General features: G+C 53.2%; 15 protein-coding genes. 8 read left to right on the forward strand and 7 right to left on the reverse strand.

The genetic code is table 11. The features are described from left to right. The first annotated feature begins 442 nt into the window (after nucleotides 1–442). On the forward strand, nucleotides 443–1144 hold the full coding sequence (locus tag KJB30_RS08570) for an FRG domain-containing protein (protein ID WP_214298049.1): 702 nt from the start codon (nucleotides 443–445) through the stop codon (nucleotides 1142–1144). A gap of 419 nt (nucleotides 1145–1563) precedes the next feature. Here the strand turns inward: KJB30_RS08570 and KJB30_RS08575 are convergent, their stop codons facing one another. The 3 genes from KJB30_RS08575 to KJB30_RS08585 are packed head-to-tail and all read right to left on the reverse strand — an operon-like array spanning nucleotide 1564 to nucleotide 6439. Continuing rightward, the gene (locus KJB30_RS08575) at nucleotides 1564–2949 is read right to left on the reverse strand and encodes a metallopeptidase TldD-related protein (RefSeq protein ID WP_214298051.1); all 1386 of its coding nucleotides are present in this window, start codon (nucleotides 2947–2949) and stop codon (nucleotides 1564–1566) included. Nucleotides 2950–2951: 2 nt separating this feature from the next. Next, on the reverse strand, nucleotides 2952–4406 hold the full coding sequence (locus KJB30_RS08580) for a TldD/PmbA family protein (protein WP_214298053.1): 1455 nt from the start codon (nucleotides 4404–4406) through the stop codon (nucleotides 2952–2954). Continuing rightward, the gene (locus KJB30_RS08585; RefSeq protein WP_214298056.1) at nucleotides 4406–6439 is read right to left on the reverse strand and encodes a molybdopterin-dependent oxidoreductase; all 2034 of its coding nucleotides are present in this window, start codon (nucleotides 6437–6439) and stop codon (nucleotides 4406–4408) included. Before KJB30_RS08585 ends, KJB30_RS08580 begins: the two co-directional genes overlap by 1 nt. A 112-nt stretch (nucleotides 6440–6551) precedes the next feature. Here KJB30_RS08585 and KJB30_RS08590 point away from each other — a divergent pair, with 112 nt between their 5' ends. From KJB30_RS08590 to KJB30_RS08605, 4 genes are all read left to right on the forward strand, one after another. Then, the gene (locus KJB30_RS08590; protein ID WP_214298058.1) at nucleotides 6552–7112 is read left to right on the forward strand and encodes a glycine cleavage system transcriptional repressor; all 561 of its coding nucleotides are present in this window, start codon (nucleotides 6552–6554) and stop codon (nucleotides 7110–7112) included. 4 nt (nucleotides 7113–7116) lie between these two features. Next, nucleotides 7117–7623 (forward strand): peptide deformylase, encoded by a 507-nt coding sequence (gene def, locus KJB30_RS08595; RefSeq protein ID WP_214298060.1) that lies wholly within the window; start codon nucleotides 7117–7119, stop codon nucleotides 7621–7623. A 66-nt stretch (nucleotides 7624–7689) separates the two neighbouring features. Further along, a complete protein-coding gene (gene amrA / locus KJB30_RS08600) occupies nucleotides 7690–8247 on the forward strand; it encodes an AmmeMemoRadiSam system protein A (RefSeq protein WP_214298062.1) in 558 nt (185 codons plus the stop codon). A gap of 74 nt (nucleotides 8248–8321) precedes the next feature. Continuing rightward, nucleotides 8322–9500, forward strand: a complete 1179-nt coding sequence (locus KJB30_RS08605) for a methyl-accepting chemotaxis protein (protein ID WP_214298064.1) — start codon at nucleotides 8322–8324, stop codon at nucleotides 9498–9500. 82 nt (nucleotides 9501–9582) lie between these two features. Here KJB30_RS08605 and ppdK read toward each other — a convergent pair whose 3' ends face one another. After that, complete coding sequence (gene ppdK / locus KJB30_RS08610) at nucleotides 9583–12243, reverse strand: pyruvate, phosphate dikinase (RefSeq protein WP_214298066.1); 2661 nt, start codon at nucleotides 12241–12243, stop codon at nucleotides 9583–9585. 250 nt (nucleotides 12244–12493) lie between these two features. Continuing rightward, nucleotides 12494–12934: a type II secretion system major pseudopilin GspG gene (gene gspG / locus KJB30_RS08615; RefSeq protein WP_214298068.1), complete on the reverse strand. Its 441-nt coding sequence runs from the start codon at nucleotides 12932–12934 to the stop codon at nucleotides 12494–12496. A 304-nt stretch (nucleotides 12935–13238) separates the two neighbouring features. Here gspG and KJB30_RS08620 point away from each other — a divergent pair, with 304 nt between their 5' ends. After that, on the forward strand, nucleotides 13239–13511 hold the full coding sequence (locus tag KJB30_RS08620; protein ID WP_214298070.1) for a cytochrome c7: 273 nt from the start codon (nucleotides 13239–13241) through the stop codon (nucleotides 13509–13511). Between the two features lie 298 nt (nucleotides 13512–13809). On the opposite strand, the gene KJB30_RS08625 is transcribed toward KJB30_RS08620, so the two are convergent. Both KJB30_RS08625 and uvrB read right to left on the reverse strand, forming a co-directional pair. Beyond that, complete coding sequence (locus tag KJB30_RS08625; RefSeq protein WP_214298071.1) at nucleotides 13810–14676, reverse strand: HhH-GPD family protein; 867 nt, start codon at nucleotides 14674–14676, stop codon at nucleotides 13810–13812. Continuing rightward, nucleotides 14677–16695: an excinuclease ABC subunit UvrB gene (uvrB, locus tag KJB30_RS08630; RefSeq protein WP_214298073.1), complete on the reverse strand. Its 2019-nt coding sequence runs from the start codon at nucleotides 16693–16695 to the stop codon at nucleotides 14677–14679. 247 nt (nucleotides 16696–16942) lie between these two features. Between uvrB and KJB30_RS08635 the strand changes: the two genes are divergently transcribed. Both KJB30_RS08635 and KJB30_RS08640 read left to right on the forward strand, forming a co-directional pair. Then, complete coding sequence (locus KJB30_RS08635) at nucleotides 16943–19702, forward strand: bifunctional glycoside hydrolase/polysaccharide deacetylase family protein (RefSeq protein ID WP_246545598.1); 2760 nt, start codon at nucleotides 16943–16945, stop codon at nucleotides 19700–19702. Next, entirely contained in the window at nucleotides 19677–20573 is an 897-nt protein-coding gene (locus tag KJB30_RS08640) for a hypothetical protein (RefSeq protein ID WP_214298077.1), read from the forward strand. Before KJB30_RS08635 ends, KJB30_RS08640 begins: the two co-directional genes overlap by 26 nt. Nucleotides 20574–20575: the final 2 nt, after the last annotated feature.

Genomic DNA, 20575 nt, shown 5'->3' on the forward strand with positions numbered 1-20575 from the left:
TTTGTAAAAATAATTGAAAAAGAACAAAAGACCGAAAAACCTAAGTTAAACCTGGTTTTAATGTAGGGGTAAGGTCAGATGAAAACACATAGAATCATTAGTGACAAAGATCAAAGCTAAATATGAAAGTGGGCTTGACATCGAAGTTGGTGATGACAGCCTTTGGATCGAGAGGATCAGGGGCCAACCAAACTGCCATCCGGATCAAGGCAGATGACATCAATTGTTTCAAAAATGTATCAGTCACTGACTACTTGGACAGCTTGGACAGAACGACCCAGGAACTTCACCGGAACAACTATGGCAATAGAGCAACAATAAAATTGACCTCTTTGGAGAAGGTGCATGCCGCATTTTTAGCGTAGCATGAGCTATAACCACTTAGCGATACGCGGCCTCCGCTACCCTACGCCGGTGCGCCTCGGCCACGTTGAAAGGATACATGATGATTGAAAAATTAATTAACTCACCAGCTGACCTACACGAATTGGCCTCTTCGTTTAGAAAAACCCATCCCATTTTCAGGGGGCTAAGCGATTCCTCTTTTCAATTAATCCCTAGGTTTGGCCGAAGCATTATAAAAAACAGAGAATTTAGAAGTAAGAACCCAACATTTTCATACGTCATTGACCAAGCAAAAGAGAACGTAGTGCTAAATCAATTCAAAATTCTAACAGCGCCTCATCTTACTTCACGTCCGGTAAACGAGTGGGAGTGGCTAGCAATTGCTCAACATCATGGTCTACCCACAAGATTGATGGATTGGACAAGCAACCCCCTTGTTGCGGCCTACTTTGCAACTTCATACAGTCCATCAAAATCAGATACTGTCATCTATGTTATCAGTAATAAATATACTCTGAAGGAAATCAGTTTTGAGAAATCACCATTTGATTTAGATAAACCTGCAGTTTTTACACCTCGTCATACAACTCAAAGGATAACAGCTCAATCAGGAGTTTTTGTCATAAATCCTATAGTTGATGAGCCTTTCTGTTGTGACGGTATGGAGAAGTGGATTGTGAGCAAGAAGTGTCGAATTGAGATGGAGATAATGCTATGCCGCTATGGAATTACCCACGCTTCCATGTTTCCTGGTCTTGATGGAATAGCTAAATTCCTGGTAAGCGATTATGGACTATGATGGAAGCAGTGTGTAGCTATACGCCTGCAAGGTGATTCCGATTCGTAAGAGGCACCGGTCGAAAAACCCGCCGGTGATCTTCCGCACCGTTATCTGAGAAGAAGTATGAAACCAAAAATTGCGGGACAATAAGGGGACACGGGACAATAAGGAGACGGGCTGATTATCGAGATTTATGAGCAAACCTTCCGCTACATTCCCTCGATGCCTCTTTATCCTTACAGGGTACCAACAAAACAGGGAACTTCTCTTTCAACGATCCCCGAACTAACTCCAGCACATCTTTCGCCTATTCGGTATGAAAGAGCCGATATAACAGGCCCGCCGATAGCAGGACTAAAACAGACAAGGGGACCAACTGAGTTTTATTAATAAAGCTCGGTTGGTCCCCTTTTTCATCAGCTCGATCATGCGCTGGCTTAATAGCTGGAATTGGAGTGTGAAATCTCCAGGGCATTCACCTGCAGAAAAGCGGGTACAACAATCGAGGTGGGGTTGCGAGCCCCATAACTCATCGACGTGTTATAGACGGTCTGAGTCCGGGAAAGCCAGGCCAGTCTGTCCCCGAAAATATCCGACAGGCTCTGGGTGATACGCACGTTATAGGGCACGGCAACAGAGCCATCTTTCTTGAGCAGCAGCGCTCCAAAGCGCGAGCTGGCGGTGATCAGGCCCTTTGAAGGGTTAACGATGTTCATGTAATGCAGAAAGGGAATATAGAGCAGGTCGTTCTCGCGCGGCAGATTGACCAGCTCTTCGAGCGTGCCGACCTCCCTGCCCCCACCCTCCAGCACAAGACTGTTGTGCATGACCGTATGCCCCGTGGGTGTTGCGCCAAACTCATCGGCATCATCCTGGGACCAGGTGAAGGAATTGAAAATCCCCTGCTCAAAAATGGGGAACGGTTCACGGGACATGCCGGTCATATCGCGCCGGAATGGAAATGTTTCCAGGCGGGTGGGATCATCGGTCAGGTTGAATTTGTCTGAAAACACCTGCTGCCCCACCTGATCTTCTGCAATGAAAGAAAATCCGCGTTTCATCGAGCCACCGTCAAAACCGATGTAGTTCATGATGCTGATCAGCTCGGCAATGGCGGCTGATCCGAAGACTATGTCATAGGAGCCCACGGGAAGTTGCTGCGGCGTATCGTGCAGATAACGCTCCAGCAGGAAAGCCAGATCCCGCCGCAGCAGGGCCGGGTTCAGCTCGGTTTTTTTCTGGGCTGACTGCTCTGCAATCACTTCCCACTTGAGGGTGCTGTGGGAAAGGACAACACTGATCTGTGCATCGGTACTCTTGAAATACTGAAGATGCTCCGAACGGGTGGTGATCTGAGCGATGGTGTTCACGCCGCAGGAGAAAATGCCGGAGAGTCTGATTTCATCCGTTTCCAGCCCTGCCACCGCCTGGTTGAAATACCCCAGGCGCTCTTCGTTGCCAATCCCCGCCAAAGCAGCGTCGTAAGAGGTCTCATCGATATGGGTTTCCCCATAGGCAGGCACGGTGGGCTGGTAATTCAAAGCCTGGGCATGTTTGACCATTTCCGCTGCGATATCCACGCCTTGTTTCATTTCATCCAGCTTGCTCAGATCAGTGATCATTTCATAGCTGGCGCGCTTGCGGTCTTCGTAGGCAGTAATCTCCAGGCGAATGAGGTGTTCATTGGTGTTGAGCGAGATAGCCGAGTTGGCGAAACGCATCAGATAGCTCTCTTCTTCGTGATAGAAAAAGGTTGCATCAACGTTTTTAGAAAGGGCATAAGCGCGCAGGTCACACAAAGTCTGCAGAATCAGTTCCTTCACGGTTACTCTCCTATGGTCACATTGTCAAAACGGCAGACCGGAATGCCATGCCCAAGTTGCATGACCTGATTGGGTTGTCCCTTGCCGCAGTTATCCACGCTGCGCACTTCCCAGGTGGACTCATCCCCCACCGCTGAAAGTGAATTATAGAACGGGACCGTCTCCCCCTTGTAGGTTGGATTTTTGACGACTCGCGTGACTTTGCCATCTTCCACCAGCCAGCCGATATCGGTGGCAAAGTGAAACTGCTCGCGGTTGGACCCGATCGACCAGCTCTTGTCGCCATCCAGAATGATCCCTTTTTCGGTATTTTTCACGATATCATCCAATGACCCATCGCTACCGGGATCGATGTTGATGTTGGTCATGCGCTCAATCGGCACCCGATAAAACGCCGTGGCACGGTTGGCGCCGCTGCTGCCGTTAAAAATCGCTTTGCCGGCGCGAACATTGGCCTCTTCCACCATCTGACGACCGGTGATTGCACCAACAAGCAGGCCCTTGTCGATCAGCAGATTATCCTGAGCGGCAACGCCGTCGTCATCATATCCAAAACTGCCGGGGCTGTTGGGGAGGGTGGCATTGGCGCGGGCGGTCAGCTTAGGGGAACCATAGCGCAGCTCACCGAAATCGCCCAGTTTGACGAAGGACCCGCCCGCGTAGGCCAGTTCGTAACCCAGAATACGATCCAGTTCGAGCGCATGCCCGATGGTTTCGTGGGTTTGCAGGTACATGATGCCGGGAAGCAGAATCACGGAACGCTGGTCAGTGGGACATGTTTCCGCCACCAGGACTTCATTCATCTCCCGCACGATTCGCTCGGCATTTTCGCTGAACAGGTGCGGATCAAGCGTCTCCCAGCCCCGGGTGGCACCGCTGAGCGACGGGCTGAACTTCCGCGAATGGGACTCGCCCTGTGCATCCACCCCCATCACCTGAATGCTGGGAAACACTTCGATAATGTTCTTCTCGATCTCGCTCCCTTCAGAATCGAAGTATACGATCTGCTTGCGCATGAAGATCAACTCGCACACCCGCTGGGCAACACCCGGCTGGTTCAATTGCTCATCCAACTTTTTCAGGAACTCGACTTTTTCCCCTAGCGGCACGGAAAAGGGATCAATCCGGTTCGGGCTTTTGAAAGAGGCCTGAATGGATTCTTTCTCGGCCAGCCGAACCGGGAAGGTCACCCGCTCCGCAGCCACACGGGCATTATCCAGGGCTTTGTCAAAGAGCGAAGTCAGATTGCCGACATCCGAAGATGCCGAAAAGCCCCACGCCCCCTTGTAAAGCACACGAATCCCCACCCCGCTTTCTCGCGACGAGGAAACGGTCTTCAGGTTCCCATTCCACATCATCAGTTGGTTGGTTTCTTCAACGGGATACCAGCGCGCGTCGACGTAGGTCGCCCCCGCCGCCTTGAGCCGCTGGATCTGCTCTTGAAATTTGTTTCGCATTAAATTCTCCAATTGGGACAATCACTTTTCCGCACATCCACCGCCACGTCATACAAGGTGCTGCCCCGCCCTCCATCAGTCAGCCGTTGTGATGTCAGAGCATTCACGCCGCGTTCACCGGGAATGAATTCCCTCCACCAGACCCCTTCAGTGACCACTGTGCCAGATGGAACCCGATCAGTGATCTTCAAGGTGAACGTGACCTGGCCACGTTCATTACAGGCGATCACCTGCTCTCCATCCGCCAGACCGCGCTGCTCAGCGTCTGAGCGGCTCATCATCAGCACCATTGGTTCCTGTCGTAGCCGCAGATCATCCTGCTCATAAAAACTGGAGTTGAGTGCATAGGGGGTCGTTGCCGGCTGCAGTCGCAGGGGCAATCCATCCTGTTCGGCATGGGTCGCCAATAACCGCGGCAGCGATTCCGCCTCCTGCTCATTCAGAATCTCGATACGTCCGGAGCGGGTCTGCCAGGGACGTTGCGGGTCGAGCGGCGGATTGAGCAGCACTGGCTCTCCATCAGACAGCCGCCTGGTCAGGGCAGCGTCACGCCAGGAGGTATCGTAATCAAGCAGCTGGTCGATCAGATCATCGGCAGATTGACGGAAGAAAGGCTGATCCCACCCCATGCCCTCCGCGAGTATGGAGAACACCTCCCAATTGCTCTTGGAAGCCCCCACTGGCGGAATGGCGGCAGAGCAGCGCTGGGCATGATAACCGCCGTAGCTGCGGTACAGGTCCGGATGTTCCAGTGACGAGGTGGCAGGCAGAACGATGTCGGCGTAGCGGGCGGTGTCTGTCATGAAGCGCTCATGCACTACCGTGAACAGGTCCTCTCTCTCCAGCCCCTGAATGACTGCATTCTGATCCGGGGCTATGGCCGCGGGATTGGAGTGATAGACATACAGGGACATGACCGGTGGCTCATCAAGGGTGGTGAGGGCGCTGCCAAGCTGGTTCATGCTGACCAAGCGGGTGGGATGTTCCAGAAAGTCTTCCCTGACCACACGGGAGAGCGGAAAAGCGCCTCCGGTAGAGGTCCCGCAGAAGATACCTCCACCCCGTCGCTGCCAGGCACCCACCAGGGCCGGCAGACAGGAAATGGTGCGTACGGTCATGGCGCCGTTGGCGTAGCGGGTAAGCCCGCTTCCAAGACGGATGAAGGGTGCCTTTGCATGGGCGTATTCCCGTGCCAGACGCTCGATGTTTTCCGGAGATACTCCGCAGGCAACGGCCATCTTTTCGGGAGTGCAATCAGGAAGTATGTCCCGGCAGAGCTGCTCGAAACCTTGAACATTGGCGGCGATAAAACCTTCGTCGATCAGGCTCTCGCGCACCATGACGTGCATCATGCCCAGGGCAAGCGCGCCATCACCGCCGGGCTTGACCAGGAATACCTCGTCAGCCGCCTTGGCCGTGGGGGTCTGATAAGTATCGATGACCACGATCCGCGCGCCGCGCCTGCGGGCATCCTTGGCATCGCGCATGGCATGAATGCTGGTAGCGGCGGCATTAATACCCCACAGGATCACGAGGTCACTGTGAGCTATTTCCCCCGGATCAATGGCAGGAGTTTCCCCCATGATCATCTTCCAGCCGGCATCTTTGGCAGGTGAGCAGATGGTGCGCTCCAGCCGTGAGGCTCCCAGCTTGTGAAAAAAGGGATGGCCGCTGTTCCTCTGCACCAGCCCCATTGTCCCGGCGTAAGAGTAAGGCAATATGCATTCGCCACCGTAGGCTGCAGTGAGTTCTTTCCAGCGCGAGCAGATCGTGGAGATGGCCTCTTCCCAGGAGATCGGCCGGAATATGCCCGCGCCTTTTGCGCCCACTCGCAGCAGCGGGGTGGTCAAACGCCGATCGGAGTGAACCGTCTTTTCATAATGGTTCATCTTGGGACAGAGCAGACCGCGGGTCATGGGATGAGCCGGATCCCCGGCGACCGCAACACAGCGATCATTTTCAACCTCAACCAGCATTCCGCAGGTATCCGGGCAATCGTACGGGCAAACTGAGCGGGCAGTGAATCTGGCCATGGACATTTTCCTTTCAGGGCGTATTATTGGAGCTTCCATATTTAACAAAAACATTTGCAGATGAAAACGAATGGTGATAACCAGATTGCATCAAATTCTACAGAGGCTTTCCATGAAACATCATCCAGAAAAAGCTCATTATGCCGTTTCCGTTGTCGGCAAGGATCAACCGGGCATCGTAGCCGGCATCGCGGAGGTGCTGTTCCGCCTTGGCTGCAATATTGCCGATTCCAGTTGCACCATGCTGGCCGGCGAGTTCGCAATGATCCTGATCGTATCCCACATGAAGCCGTTCAGCAAGAGTCGCTTGTTCGAGGAACTGCATCCTGCCTGCGAGCAGATGGGAATGTCACTGGCAGTGCGAACCCTGCACGCCGATGAAGTCACCCGTCAGGAGTCGGTTGGAGAGATCTGCCTGGTATCGGTCTACGGTGCCGATCAGCCCGGTATCGTATTCCATGTAACGCGGGAACTGGCCCAGCGAGGCATCAATATAACCGATCTTTCAACCAAACTAATCGGGACTGAGACAGAACCGGTATATGTGATGATGCTGGAAGCTGCGGTGGGACAAGGAATGACCCCGGAAGATGTTGAAAATTTGCTTGAAAACCTTAAAAAGGAGCTGAACGTGGAGATTGGCGTGCGTATCGTGACGCCAGTCTCTCTTTGATAATATGCCAGTCCAAACTATTTTGCGCTACCCTCACCCGCTGCTGAAAAAAATCTGCAATGAGGTAGATTTTGTAGACGAGCAACTTCATACCCTCGTTGAAGACCTGTTGGACACCATGCGGGCCGGCCCCGGTTCGGTGGGCGTGGCAGCCCCTCAGATAGGCGTCACCCTGCGCGTTTGCGTGGTTGATGTATCGGCCAGCCGACATGGCAAAGACAACAACCATGGCCTGCTTACCATGATCAACCCGGAGATTCTGGAGAGCAGAGGAGTCGCCACCATGCGTGAAGGGTGCATGAGTGTTCCTGATTACACCGGCGACGTGGACCGTGCCACGGAAATCAGAGTTCGATTCAGTGAACTGGACCAGACCGTGCGGGAGTTCACGGCCACCGGCTTTGAAGCTGTTGCCATCCAGCACGAGATGGATCATCTGGATGGAATCCTTTTTCTCGATAGGATCATCAGTGTCAAGACAGGGCTCTTCCGACGAAAAAATTATAAATAAAATGGTTTTGTTCTAAAAAAATGAAGCCGGAAGAAGGCGACCGGATTACCGACAGGAGGAGTACACATGTCCGAGCTGCTAACAACCGCAGAACAAAAAGAATTGCTCAAAATCGCCCGTGAAACCGTGATGGCTTGTGTCAAAGCTGAAAAGCTCCCGGTTTTCACAGTCACCTCTCCCGGGATGTCAGCGGCGCGCGGGTGCTTTGTCACCATAAACCAGGAGGGTCATCTGCGGGGATGCATCGGAAATTTCGTTTCTGACAAGCCGCTCTACAGCCTGGTTCAGGAAATGGCCATTGCTGCAGCCACCCAGGACCCCCGCTTTTATCCGCTCAAGCCCAAAGATCTGGAAAATTTTGAACTGGAGATATCGGTACTGTCAACACTGAAAAAGATCTCATCAGTCAACGAAATCCAGGTCGGCACTCACGGGCTGTACATTATTAAAAATACCTATCGTGGTGTACTGCTTCCACAGGTTGCTGCCGAATACGGTTGGGACCGGGAAACGTTCCTCAACCATACCTGCATCAAAGCCGGGCTCCCGGAGAATACCTGGAAAAAAGAGTGTGAAATTTACACCTTCACCGCCATGGTGTTCCGTGAAACAAATATCATCTAAAACTGCGTTACAACACCTTGATTTCGGTCTCATTAAAGAGTAAATTACTCGGGAATTTATTTCGAGGTGAATTTATGTTTTTGTGGAATCTGTACCGCAACCAATCCATCAAGGTCCGTTTTTCAATCCTCTGCGTCTGCTACACGTTCTGCATGGCAGGAGTCGCAGTAGCCGCTCATTTCGGCGATCTGGCTCTCTATGCCACATTCATCATATTCACAGTGTTGGGAGCTATTTTCGGTATTGTGAACATTGTTTCAGTGACCGGCCCCATCCAAAGGGCCATCGGTTACCTTCAGGAAATGGCACGCGGTGACCTTTCCCGCCAGGTCGTTATCCGCCGCAAGACAGAGATGAGTACCATGTTCCTGGCGATTATCGATCTGCAGCAGTCCATGAAGGGAATGATTTCCGAAATGCAGACAACATCAGGGCAGGTCGCCGATGCCTCCACCACGCTGCGCAGCTCCTCTTCACAAATCGCCATCGGTACTGCAAATGCATCACAGCAGTCGACGTCCATATCCACTGCAGTCGAAGAACTGGCCTCTGTCAGTACCTCGATCTCACGCAGTTGCCAGGAAATGGCTGAAAAGGCTTCTGAAACAGAGGATGCAACACGTAGCGGCGAGACAATCATCTGCAGCATGACTTCTATGATGGGGGAAATTGAGCGCATGGTGATTGGAACAACCGAGGCGGTCAAGGCCTTGGGTACGAATTCCGAACGCATCGGGGACATCGTGATCGCCATTAGCGATATTGCTGACCAAACCAATCTTCTGGCGCTCAATGCAGCAATCGAGGCTGCCCGGGCAGGGGAACAGGGACGCGGTTTTGCGGTCGTTGCAGATGAGGTGCGAAGTCTGGCGGAACGGACCACCAGGGCAACGCGTGAAATCCAGAATATCATCGGGGCTCTGCAGAAGGATGTGACCAATGTGGTGACTTCCATGGAACAGAGCGCGGGCAGTGTCCGAAACGGTACCCGCGACGTACAGCTCTCAAGTCAGGCCATGGGGACTATCAGGGAACATATCGGTCCGCTGATGGATCATGTTTCCCAGGTAGCAACCGCCGCTGAAGAACAGTCCGCCACCGCTGCCAACATTACCGACAGCATTCACCAAATATCCCAAATCATCGATACGGCAGCCAAAGGTGCCCATCAAACGGAAATGGCCGCCGGCGACCTGGCAAGGACTGCAGGAGATCTGGATTCAAAAGTGCGTCGTTTCAAAGTAACTTCCTGACCAGAAACAAATAAAGTTGATAAAAAAAGAGGTGGATTCCAACGAATCCACCTCTTTTTTTGTACTTAACCTGAATGTATTCTTAGGCAGCCAATGCCGCATGCGCAGCAGCCAACCTGGCAATAGGCACCCGGAAGGGTGAACATGATACGTAATCCAGTCCGATGTTATGGCAGAAAATAACAGATGCGGGATCACCGCCATGCTCGCCGCAGATGCCGAGCTTTATTCCCGCGCGGGTCGAACGTCCCAGTTCACAGGCTATCTTGACCAGCTTTCCAACCCCGCTCTGATCAAGCGACACAAAGGGGTCTTCAGGCAGAATGCCGTGATCAACGTAAAAAGGCAGAAACTTGCCTGCGTCGTCACGGGAAAGACCGAAGGTGGTCTGGGTCAGGTCATTGGTACCGAATGAGAAAAATTGAGCCTCTACGGCAACCTCATCGGCGGTCAGAGCGGCGCGGGGAAGCTCGATCATGGTGCCGATCAGGTATTCGACCTTGACGCCGTAGGAAGCTATCACCTCTTCGCAGATCGCCACTGCATTCTCTTTGAGCACTTGCAGTTCTTTGGCTGTAGCTATCAAGGGAATCATTATCTCGGGAACGATATTGAAGCCCTCATTCTTGACCAGCTCACAAGCGGCCTCCATGATGGCACGCACCTGCATGTCGTAAATCTCAGGAAATGTAATGCCGAGGCGGCAGCCACGGTGCCCGAGCATGGGGTTGAACTCGTGCAGGAATTCGACCTTGTGCTTGATGGCATTAACCGTGACTTTCATCGTTCTGGCCAGATCTTCAATATCCTTTTCAGCCTGGGGGAGGAACTCATGCAGCGGCGGATCCAACAGACGGATAGTGACTGGCAGCCCCTTCATCTCGCGGAAAATGCCGATGAAATCTCCTTTCTGCATGGGCAGAATCTTGGCAAGTGCCCGCTCGCGCCCTTCCAGTTCCTCTGAAAGAATCATTTCGCGAACAGCTGCAATACGCTCGGCATCAAAGAACATATGCTCGGTTCGGCAGAGGCCGATTCCCTCGGCACCGAAATCACGTGCAACCCTTGAGTCGTGTGGCGTATCGGAGTTAGCGCGCACTTTCATTGTACGGAAGGTATCCACCCACTCCATCAGTGTCCCAAAATCGCCGGTCAGCTGAACGGGAACAGTTGGCACTGCACCCAGCATCACTTCTCCGCTGGAGCCGTCCAAGGTTATGATATCCCCTTTTTTAACCGTCACGCCGTTTCTGGCGCTGAAAGTCTCGCCATTATAGTCAACCTTGATATCGCCACAACCGGCCACACAGCACTTGCCCATGCCGCGCGCAACAACCGCCGCATGGGAAGTCATTCCGCCCCGGGCAGTCAGGATTCCCTGGGCTGCATGCATGCCGTGAATATCTTCAGGCGAGGTTTCAATGCGAACCAGAATTACCTTGTGCCCCTGCTTGGCAGCAGTTTCCGCCTCGTCGGCGGTGAAGACCACTTCTCCTGACACAGCTCCCGGGGATGCCGGCAAACCTTTGGCAATAACCTTCTTTTCTGCTTTTGGATCGAGCGAAGGATGCAGAAGCTGGTCAAGCTGAGCCGGCGCCACACGCAGAACAGCGGCCTTTTTATCGATCAGCCCCTCGTTGACCATGTCCACGGCAATCTTTATCGCCGCAGGCGCGGTACGCTTTCCGTTGCGGGTCTGCAGCATGTAGAGAATGCCCTTTTCAATGGTGAATTCAATATCCTGCATGTCTTTGTAATGGGTTTCAAGAATAGTGCGGATCTGGGCAAGCTGACGGTAGCATTCCGGGAGGACCTCCTCCATGGAGGGAAGCTTGCCATCCTTGTCCTTGACGCGATTGATCGGCTGCGGAGTACGAATGCCGGCCACCACATCCTCTCCCTGGGCATTGACCAGGAATTCTCCGTAGAAGTAGTTTTCACCAGTCGAGGGATCGCGGGTAAAGGCAACGCCGGTGGCGCAATCATTTCCCATGTTGCCGAATACCATGGACTGCACATTAACTGCTGTGCCCCACTCGGCAGGGATGTTGTTCAGCCTGCGATAGGTAATTGCCCGCTGGTTCATCCATGAACCGAAAACAGCTCCAATGGCTCCCCACAGCTGCTCTTCCGGATCTTCGGGAAATTCCTTGCCCAGCTCTTCCTTGACTGCGGATTTGAAAACGGCCACCAGCTCTTTCCAATCCTCAGCAGTCAGCTCCGTATCCAGATGGACGCCACGCTGCTCTTTTTTCTTTTCAAGAAGATGATCGAGAATCTCTTTCTCCATGCCCATTACAACATCAGAATACATCTGGACAAAGCGACGATAGGCGTCGTAGGCAAAACGCTCGTCACCGCTCTGGGCGATGATACCCTGCACGGTGACATCGTTGAGGCCGAGGTTGAGCACAGTATCCATCATGCCGGGCATTGAAGCCCTGGCTCCTGAACGAACGGAAACGAGCAAGGGATTGACCGGATCGCCGAATTTCTTGCCCATCAGCTCTTCAACCCGTTTCAGGTTGGCTGAAACTTCAGCAGCCAAGGATGAAGGATACTTGCGATCATTCTTGTAAAACTCGGTACAAACTTCTGTACTAATGGTGAAGCCCGGGGGGACCGGCAAGCCGATGCTGGTCATTTCGGCCAGATTGGCGCCCTTGCCGCCCAGCAGATTTTTCATATCAGACCTTCCATCTGCCTGGCCATTACCAAAGAAATACACAAATTTTTGAGCCATGGTTTTTCAAGCCCTCCTGGGATGATAAGATAAAGCCTTTAGACGTGCTAAAAACTTTTATTCATAATAAAAATAATAAGTTAGACAAAAGAATATATGCGCTCGAATTAAAAAATACAACTATATTCGAAAATAACAACCGGGAAAGATGCACTGTTGACGGCGGAAAAACTGAGGGAATAAAAAGCAGTTCAGGGAGTTGGACATGTGCCAACCCCCTGAAAATGTGTAGCGAGGAATATGCGTCAGGCTATTTTACGTCCCAACTGGAGATATCGGCATTTTTGCCCTCCCCACCTTTGACCCCATCCCCCCCGTAGGAAGAAAGATCATAGTCTCCATGCTCGCCGGGCGAAACGTAGATATAGTCATTGCCCCAGGGATCCTTAGGTACTTTGTGGCTCTCAAGGTAACCACCCTCCTTATAACTGTTGGGGATGATACCGACAGCAGGCTTGGCGACCAGAGCGCTCAGTCCCTGCTCGGTGCTGGGGAAATTACCGGTATCCAGTTTGTATAGCTTGAGTGCAGTCTCAATGTTCTTGATCTGCACCCTGGCATCAGTCATTTTGGCATCGTCGGTTCGACCCATTAATTTAGGGCCTACCAAAGCGGCCAGCAGAGCCAGGATAACGATCACCACCATGATCTCGATCAAGGTAAAACCACCTCTGTTTTTAAGCTGTTTCATCCTCTCATTCCTCTCTTTTGTATTATGGACAACGTCTTAACTTTACACATACTGACCGCTGTAAGGCAAGTTTTACAATGACGGAAAATGGTTTCTGGAGCAGATATACGACTGAAAAGATATGACGAATACCTTAATTGCGGCAACCGATCTTCCCTGGCCGGATTCCGATTTTAATCTTTGTACAGGTAATTCCAGCTGATACGAAGATTTGAGGATCTGGCACGGTAGTTGAAGAATAAAATCCAGATTTAAAAGACATCCTCCTGCTAACAGGATGGAAAACAAAAAGAAGGAGATTCACATGAAAAAAATCATCATCACCATGCTTGGACTAGTCGCATTCGCAGGAACCGCTTGTGCTGCCGACATCATTGATCTGCCCGCCTCCATGGGAAAGGTCGCTTTCCCTCACAAGCAGCACCAGGAAGCTCTGAAAGACTGCAAGGCCTGCCACCAGAACGGTCCGGGCAAAATTGCAGAGCTGAACAAGGATTGGGCACACAAGACCTGCAAAGGCTGCCATGCCGAGATGAAAAAAGGGCCTACCAGCTGCAAAGAGTGCCACAAAAAATAATTTTTTACCTGAAAGTGGAATCAGGCGGGGCAAGCTATATCAGCTTCCCCGCCTTTTTTATTTGCAATCCTGCACTTCCAACAGACTGTTAAAGACCAAGGTTGTTCAAAAATAGTCAGATCGTCGCACCCGGAGCAAGCCCCGCGGAGGCCAGCCCTCTCTCTATCTCTCCCCCAGAGGGGGAGAGCATGCCTTGCCCTCTCCCTCTGGGAGAGGGATTGGGTGAGGGTCTGCAGCGCTACGACGCACAAGCGGGCTGACGAGGACAGCGGCGAGATGGCTGTTTTTCAACAACCTATCAATGCTGCCTGACGTACACCTCGTCACCTTCCCTGACAACAAAACCTTCCCGCTCCATAGCCTGCAGATTCCTTTCAACAGCCAGAGTGTCCGCTTCCAAAGCAGCAGCCAATGCACCTGCCGCCACGCCTGAATGTGCCATGATCATGCTCAACATACGGCTGCGCAACTGGCGGTTCGATCCCTTGAAAGGAGATTGCTGTGCGTAGTGTGCGCTGCGCCGTCCAGGATTCACATGACAGCGCTTCAGCATCACACCGTAATCCATCAGGGCGTAATACCACTCCCTCGGATTTCCATGATCAATGGTGGCTTCCACCAGCGGCATAATTTCGCGGTCATGGACATGTTCTCTGCCGTGAAAAAAGAAATGAAGAAAAACGGTGCGAATATTGGTCTCTATAAAAGGTTCGACCACCCCAAAGGCAAAGAGCGCCACCGCCCGTGCCGTATAGGGACCGATGCCGGGAAGGGACTCCAACTCAGCCACTGTTCCGGGGAATGACCCTTCGAAACTGGTCATGATCTCCTGGGCACAATTTTTCAAGGCAATGGCGCGCCGGTTATAGCCCAATCCCTGCCAGACTCCCAGCACCGCCGGCAGTGAAGCTTTGGCCAGGGCGGATACTGTGGGAAATGCAGCCAGGAACTCTGCATATTTGCTTTTCACCCGCTCCACCTGGGTCTGCTGCAGCATTATCTCGGAAACCAGAATACGATAGGGATCGCTGGTCTCGCGCCACGGCATTGGACGTGGGTTGTCGCGAAAGTGACTATGGATCGTTTCCTGAAATTTGCGGATCAAGAGGGGAGAGATTGTGGCAGCAGTGCCATACTCTTCTGAAAAGTACTCGGGGCGTATCATTTATCTCAGTGTCAGCTCCATTTCTTCGAGTTTTTTGACCCTGTCCCTCAACTCTGCCGCGCGTTCGAAATCCAGCTCCTTGGCAGCAGCCAGCATTTCCTTGCGCAGCTTCTTAACCGTCTTGGGAATATCCTTGAGGGCAACATCGTACCCGACACCCGCTTCGGCCACCGCTCCCGGTGGAGTCACATAATCTTTCTCCTCGATCGATCCGAGAATGGTGCGCATCCCCTTTTTGACCGTCTCGGGAGTTATGTTGTTCTCCTCATTGTAGGCCAGCTGCTTGGTCCGGCGGCGCAGGGTCTCGTCAAGACAGGCCTGCATGGAACGCGTCACCTGATCAGCGTACATCAGCACCCGGCCATTGACATTGCGGGCCGCCCGGCCACAGGTCTGGATCAATGAACGTGTGGAGCGCAGGAAGCCTTCCTTGTCCGCATCGAGGATTGCCACAAGCGACACCTCGGGCAGATCGAGCCCCTCCCGCAAGAGGTTGATCCCCACCAGTACGTCATACTCCCCCAGACGCAGGTCACGCAGGATCTGCATCCGTTCAATGGTGTCAATGTCGGAATGCAGATAGCGAACGCGCACCCCCAACTCACGATAATAGTTGGTCAACTCCTCGGCCATGCGCTTGGTCAGAGTGGTTACCAGCACCCGCTCGCCGCGGGCCACGGTCTCGCGCACCTCGTGGAGCAGATCATCGACCTGGCCGGCTGCGTTGCCGTCAGCAGTCGCAGGACGCACCTCTATCACCGGGTCCACAAGCCCTGTAGGGCGAATGACCTGCTCTACGAACACGCCGCCGCTTTTCTCCATCTCGTAATCAGCCGGTGTAGCCGAAACATAGACCACCTGATTGATGCGTGATTCGAACTCTGAAAAGTTGAGCGGGCGGTTATCCAGGGCAGCAGGCAGGCGGAACCCGTAATTGACCAGAGTTTCTTTGCGGCTGCGGTCACCGCGGTACATGCCCCCCACCTGGGATACACTGATGTGGGATTCATCTACAAAAAGCACAAAATCCTTTGGAAAATAATCAATCAGTGTGTAGGGAGGTTCATTCTCGTTGCGCCCGTCGAAATAACGTGAATAGTTCTCGATCCCCTGGCAGAACCCCATTTCCTCCATCATCTCGATGTCAAAGAAGGTGCGCTGCTCGATGCGCTGGGCCTCCAGCAGCATGTTCTGCGATCGGAACCAGCGGATGCGCTCCTCCAGATCGAGACGAATCTGTGCCACTGCCCTCTCGAGAGTTTCACGGCTGGCCACGTAGTGCGAAGCGGGATAGATGGCGCATTTAGTCAATCGGGTCAATACAACGCCCCGCAAAGGATCGATCTCGCTGATCGCTTCAACCTCATCGCCGAAAAACTCTATCCGCAGTGCCTTTTCATCATCATAGGCAGGAAACACTTCGATCACATCACCGCGCACCCGGAATGTTCCGCGGTGGAAATCGGTATCGTTGCGCTCGTACTGAATCTCCACCAGCTTCCTGAGCAGCGTGTCCCGGCCATACTCCTCCCCCTGTCGGAAAAATATATGCAGACTGGCATAGGCCTCGGGGGAACCAATGCCGTAAATGCAGGAGACAGAAGCAACGATGATCACATCCGGGCGGGTCAGCAGACTGCGGGTGGCCGAGTGACGCATCTTGTCTATTTCATCATTGATAGCGGAATCTTTTTCGATGAAGGTGTCGCTGGTGGGAATGTAAGCTTCCGGCTGATAATAATCGTAATATGAAACGAAGAACTCCACCGCATTCTCGGGAAAAAGATCCTTTAACTCACCGTAAAGCTGGGCGGCCAGTGTCTTGTTGGGCGCAAGAACCAGCGCCGGCCGGCCGGTACGGGCAATTACATTGGCTACGGTAAAGGTCTTGCCAGAGCCGGTGACCCCCAGCAGGACCTGATGCTTGTCGCCCCGTTCGATTCCCTCGGTCAATTCATCAATGGCCCCGGGCTGATCGCCGCGAGGTGTATAGTCTGTAGCAAGATTAAAAGAAGACATTATTTATGCGTCCCCGGGTCAATGCAAATGTATGTGAGTTCTGTTACGGATTGGGAGGAGGTATGTTTACCTGCCTCCCAAGATTAATAAGTGTAGCATGATTCACAGTGCTAAAAAAGTGGCTGTTGTTTATTGGTGTATCAGATCCTGAATCCGCTACGGGAGCTGATACCTTGCAAGATCTTGATCGATTTGATAGGTTGTGATGTTTTTAATGTTTGTCGTTCTATCAGGAAGGAACCACTTTTTGGCTCATCTTCGACTGCAATTGGTAGTGATGATAATTGTAATACTTGCGGCGGCAGCAGCATGGGGAACTCCCGCGCCGCTGAGTGTCGCTTTCTATTATGCCGACAATCCCCCTGTCAATGAACTCAAGGCCTTTGATATCGTTGTGGTTGATCCTGATCACAGCCTGAATCCAGCCAGCTATGGCGATGGCCCCAGCCGGCTTTTTGCTTATGTAAGCGTAGGGGAAGCGGATCCGCAAAGAATATCCACCAATAAAATGGACCCGGCCTGGCTGATCGGCGACAACAAAGCCTGGAAATCACGGGTAGTTGATGTTTCCAATCCCGAATGGCGGCAGTTCTTTCTGGACAAGGTCGTTGAGCCGCTCTGGCAAGCGGGCTACCGCGGTTTTTTTCTCGACACTCTCGATTCCTACCATCTGGCTGCTTCCAAAGAGGCCCTGCCAGCCATGCAAGCGGGTCTCGTCGAAACCATCCGAGCCATCAGAAAACGACATCCGGAAGCACGTTTGATCCTCAACCGGGGCTTCGAGATCTTCGAGCGTATCAAGGGTGATGTTTTTGCAGTGGCTGCCGAATCGCTTTTCCATAATTTCAATCCTGCTACGGGGCAATACGGCTCGGTTACGGAAGAAGACAGACAGTGGCTGCTGTCCAGATTGAGCGAAGTGCAGAAGTCCGGGGTTCCGGTTATTGCCATTGACTATGTCCCGCCAGGCAACCGCAGCCTGACGCGGCAGACAGCAGCAAAGATCAAGGCCCTGGGTATCACGCCATGGGTAAGTGACAAGGCGCTTTCCGGCCTGGGTGTCGGCAGGCTGGAGGTCATGCCGCGCGTCATACTCGGCCTGTATGACGGGGCAGAGGGAGATGGTGACGCCTTTTTTACCAACCTGCAGCGCTATGCGGTCATGCCGCTCAACTACCTCGGATATTCAGTCAAACTGCATGACCTGAGCACCCCGCTTCCCGCGGAGATTCTAGCTGGACGTTACGCCGGTGTGGTTGTCTGGGCAAACTCGGGCCAGTCGGGCGAAAAGCAGGACCTTAAAAAATGGACGCTGCGCTGTATTACCGAAGAGGTACCGATCGTTTTTCTTGAACGATTCGGCTTCCCTCTTGACAGCGAATTCGCCGCCGGGTTGGGATTGGAACTGACTCCTTTCAATCGACTTGCCCCACCGGCCCGGGTTGTATCCAAAGATGCAATTTTCGGCTTTGAACAGCAACCCTTGCCGAACATCGAGACCTTTTTGCCAATGAAGTTAAAGTCGGGCACCCCGCTGCTGCAACTTGCCTCAGCCAACGGTATTACCAGCGATGCTGCAGCGATCACCCCCTGGGGGGGCTACGTGTACGGCAAGTATGTGCTGACTCAACTACTGGAAAGCCAGGCTGCCTGGGTAGTGGATCCTTTCCGGTTTTTCAAACAGGCGCTACGGTTACCCGACATGCCGATTCCTGATACAACCACGGAAAATGGGCTGCGCCTGCTGCTGTCCCACGTGGATGGAGATGGTTTCGAGAGTCGCGCAGAATGGCGGGGAGGCAGACTGGCGGCCGAGGAACTGAAAAACTCCATCTTGGATCGCTACAAAATTCCGGTGACCATATCGCTTATTACAAGTTCCCTGGCCCCGGATGGACTGTATCCGAAAAAATCTGCCCAGCTTGAAGGAATCGCCCGGGGCATCCTCGCTCTTCCATGGGTGGAGGGAGCCAGCCACTCCTTTTCTCACCCCTTCCGCTGGAAACCGGACCAGAGCGATACAGGCATCGAGGCGGAGAGCTGGCATACGGTCAAGGTTCCCAATTACACCTTTAATCTTGATGCAGAGATTAGCGGTTCACTCAACTATATCAACGAGCGCCTGATGCCCCCCGGCAAAAGAACACGCATTTTCCAATGGACCGGAAACTGTCTGCCGGGAGAAGATGCCTTGCGTCTCGCCTATCAGGCAGATGCCCTCAATATCAATGGGGGCAGCACGCTGATCTCCACATCAAACCTCACCGTGACAGAGGTGGCTCCGCTCGGCATCTCCCGCGGACCCTGGTTCCAGGTTTTCGCACCCAACCAGAACGAAAATGTCTATACCAATCTCTGGTCCGGGAATTTTTACGGTTACAGCCGCATCATCGAGACCTTCCAATTAACCGATTCCCCTCGCAGACTCAAGCCGGTCAACATCTATTATCACTTTTATTCGGCCACCAAAGAAGCCTCGTTGAACGCGCTGCGCCGTGCCTACGATTGGGCGATGGCACAGCCCCTCTTCAGCATCTACACCTCCGAATACATCGAGAAGGTGCTTGATTTCAATCGTACTGTCATCGCCAGAGACGATGACTCCTGGCTGGTGCGTAACAACGGCAAGTTGAGGGAATTGCGCATTCCGCGTGAATCCGGCTATCCCGATCTGACTGCAGGCAGCAATATTGCCGGCTTCACGGATAATAACGACAACCGTTACCTCCATCTGGGCCCGGGCGGAGAAGCCCGCGTGCGTCTGACTTCATCAGTGCCGGCCGCCCCATATATAGAAACTTCCGGAGCTTATCTCGATGCCTTTGAGCGCACACCAGCCGGATTGCAGATGATCACGCGCGGATATGTCCCTTTTGAAGTCAAAATTGGTAACGGGCAAGGGTGCCGCCTGATCACACCATCTGCACCGGTACTCCCCGGTGCGTCAGACACAACATCAATCAAACTGCCGGAAGGAAGCCATGCACTGGCAGTCTCCTGTCAATAAACCCGAAAACGGTCAGCGGGAACGATTTTCGTCTCCTCTGGCAGTGCTGGGAATTTTCTGTTCTTTTTTAGCAGTGCTTGCCCTGCTCTTTCCGGAACAAGGACTGCTCAGCATCCTGGATCAGGGGGACGACCCCGCAACCAGTCGTTATCGAGAGGTACTGCTAAGGGTACGCCCCAATGACACCGACCTGCGCCTCAAAGTCGCATCTTCCCATCAGAGCTCAGGTAATCCGCACCAAGCCCTCGAAACACTTTCACTCCTGCCATCCCGGTTGACAGCCGAACAGCAGCAAAGGGCTGTGGAACTGCGCTATCAGGCCCTGGTCGGCATGTTTGCCCAAGCCCGGCCAAACGGCACTGAATGGCAGCGCCTCCGGCCGCAAGTTGCCACTGCTGCGAGGGAGCTTGCCGGTCCATCCCCACCCGCCTGGCGCCTGAATGCTTTTGCTGCCGATGCCCGTAAAGCGGGGGATCTGGAGACATCGCGCGAATACCTGCGCAAGGCTGAATCACTGACAGTCGCGGAGAAACAGCCGCCAAAGCCGCTCGACCCGGTGGCTGACGCAATCGCACGTGGAGAATACCGTGCGGCGGCGGCTCTCTGTTTTCAGGATATGGGCAAGGCGGTCACACTGAACCGACGCCGTGCAATGTTCATGCGCGGAGTGCGCATCCTTCAGGCGGGAAATCTGCCACTGGAGGCACTGGATGCCGGGGAACGCCACCTGAACGGACTTAGCGGCGACAAGACCACCCTCATCTTTCTCACCCGGGTCGGATTAGCTGCAAATCAGCCGGCACGCGCACAGTCGATAATCAGGAAAGCACTCGGCATGGACGTTGACACGTCGGGAGCAGGCCCCTCATGAGG

The organism is Pelotalea chapellei (assembly GCF_018531195.1).
GTDB lineage: Bacteria > Desulfobacterota > Desulfuromonadia > Geobacterales > Pseudopelobacteraceae > Pelotalea > Pelotalea chapellei.

Coding starts and splice junctions, on each gene's coding strand:
- KJB30_RS08570 (WP_214298049.1), top strand. CDS start 443: ATGATGATTGAAAAATTAATTAACTCACCAGCTGACCTACACGAATTG.
- KJB30_RS08580 (WP_214298053.1), bottom strand. CDS start 4,406: ATGCGAAACAAATTTCAAGAGCAGATCCAGCGGCTCAAGGCGGCGGGG.
- KJB30_RS08585 (WP_214298056.1), bottom strand. CDS start 6,439: ATGGCCAGATTCACTGCCCGCTCAGTTTGCCCGTACGATTGCCCGGAT.
- KJB30_RS08590 (WP_214298058.1), top strand. CDS start 6,552: ATGAAACATCATCCAGAAAAAGCTCATTATGCCGTTTCCGTTGTCGGC.
- def (WP_214298060.1), top strand. CDS start 7,117: ATGCCAGTCCAAACTATTTTGCGCTACCCTCACCCGCTGCTGAAAAAA.
- amrA (WP_214298062.1), top strand. CDS start 7,690: ATGTCCGAGCTGCTAACAACCGCAGAACAAAAAGAATTGCTCAAAATC.
- KJB30_RS08605 (WP_214298064.1), top strand. CDS start 8,322: ATGTTTTTGTGGAATCTGTACCGCAACCAATCCATCAAGGTCCGTTTT.
- ppdK (WP_214298066.1), bottom strand. CDS start 12,243: ATGGCTCAAAAATTTGTGTATTTCTTTGGTAATGGCCAGGCAGATGGA.
- gspG (WP_214298068.1), bottom strand. CDS start 12,934: ATGAAACAGCTTAAAAACAGAGGTGGTTTTACCTTGATCGAGATCATG.
- KJB30_RS08620 (WP_214298070.1), top strand. CDS start 13,239: ATGAAAAAAATCATCATCACCATGCTTGGACTAGTCGCATTCGCAGGA.
- KJB30_RS08625 (WP_214298071.1), bottom strand. CDS start 14,676: ATGATACGCCCCGAGTACTTTTCAGAAGAGTATGGCACTGCTGCCACA.
- uvrB (WP_214298073.1), bottom strand. CDS start 16,695: ATGTCTTCTTTTAATCTTGCTACAGACTATACACCTCGCGGCGATCAG.
- KJB30_RS08640 (WP_214298077.1), top strand. CDS start 19,677: ATGCACTGGCAGTCTCCTGTCAATAAACCCGAAAACGGTCAGCGGGAA.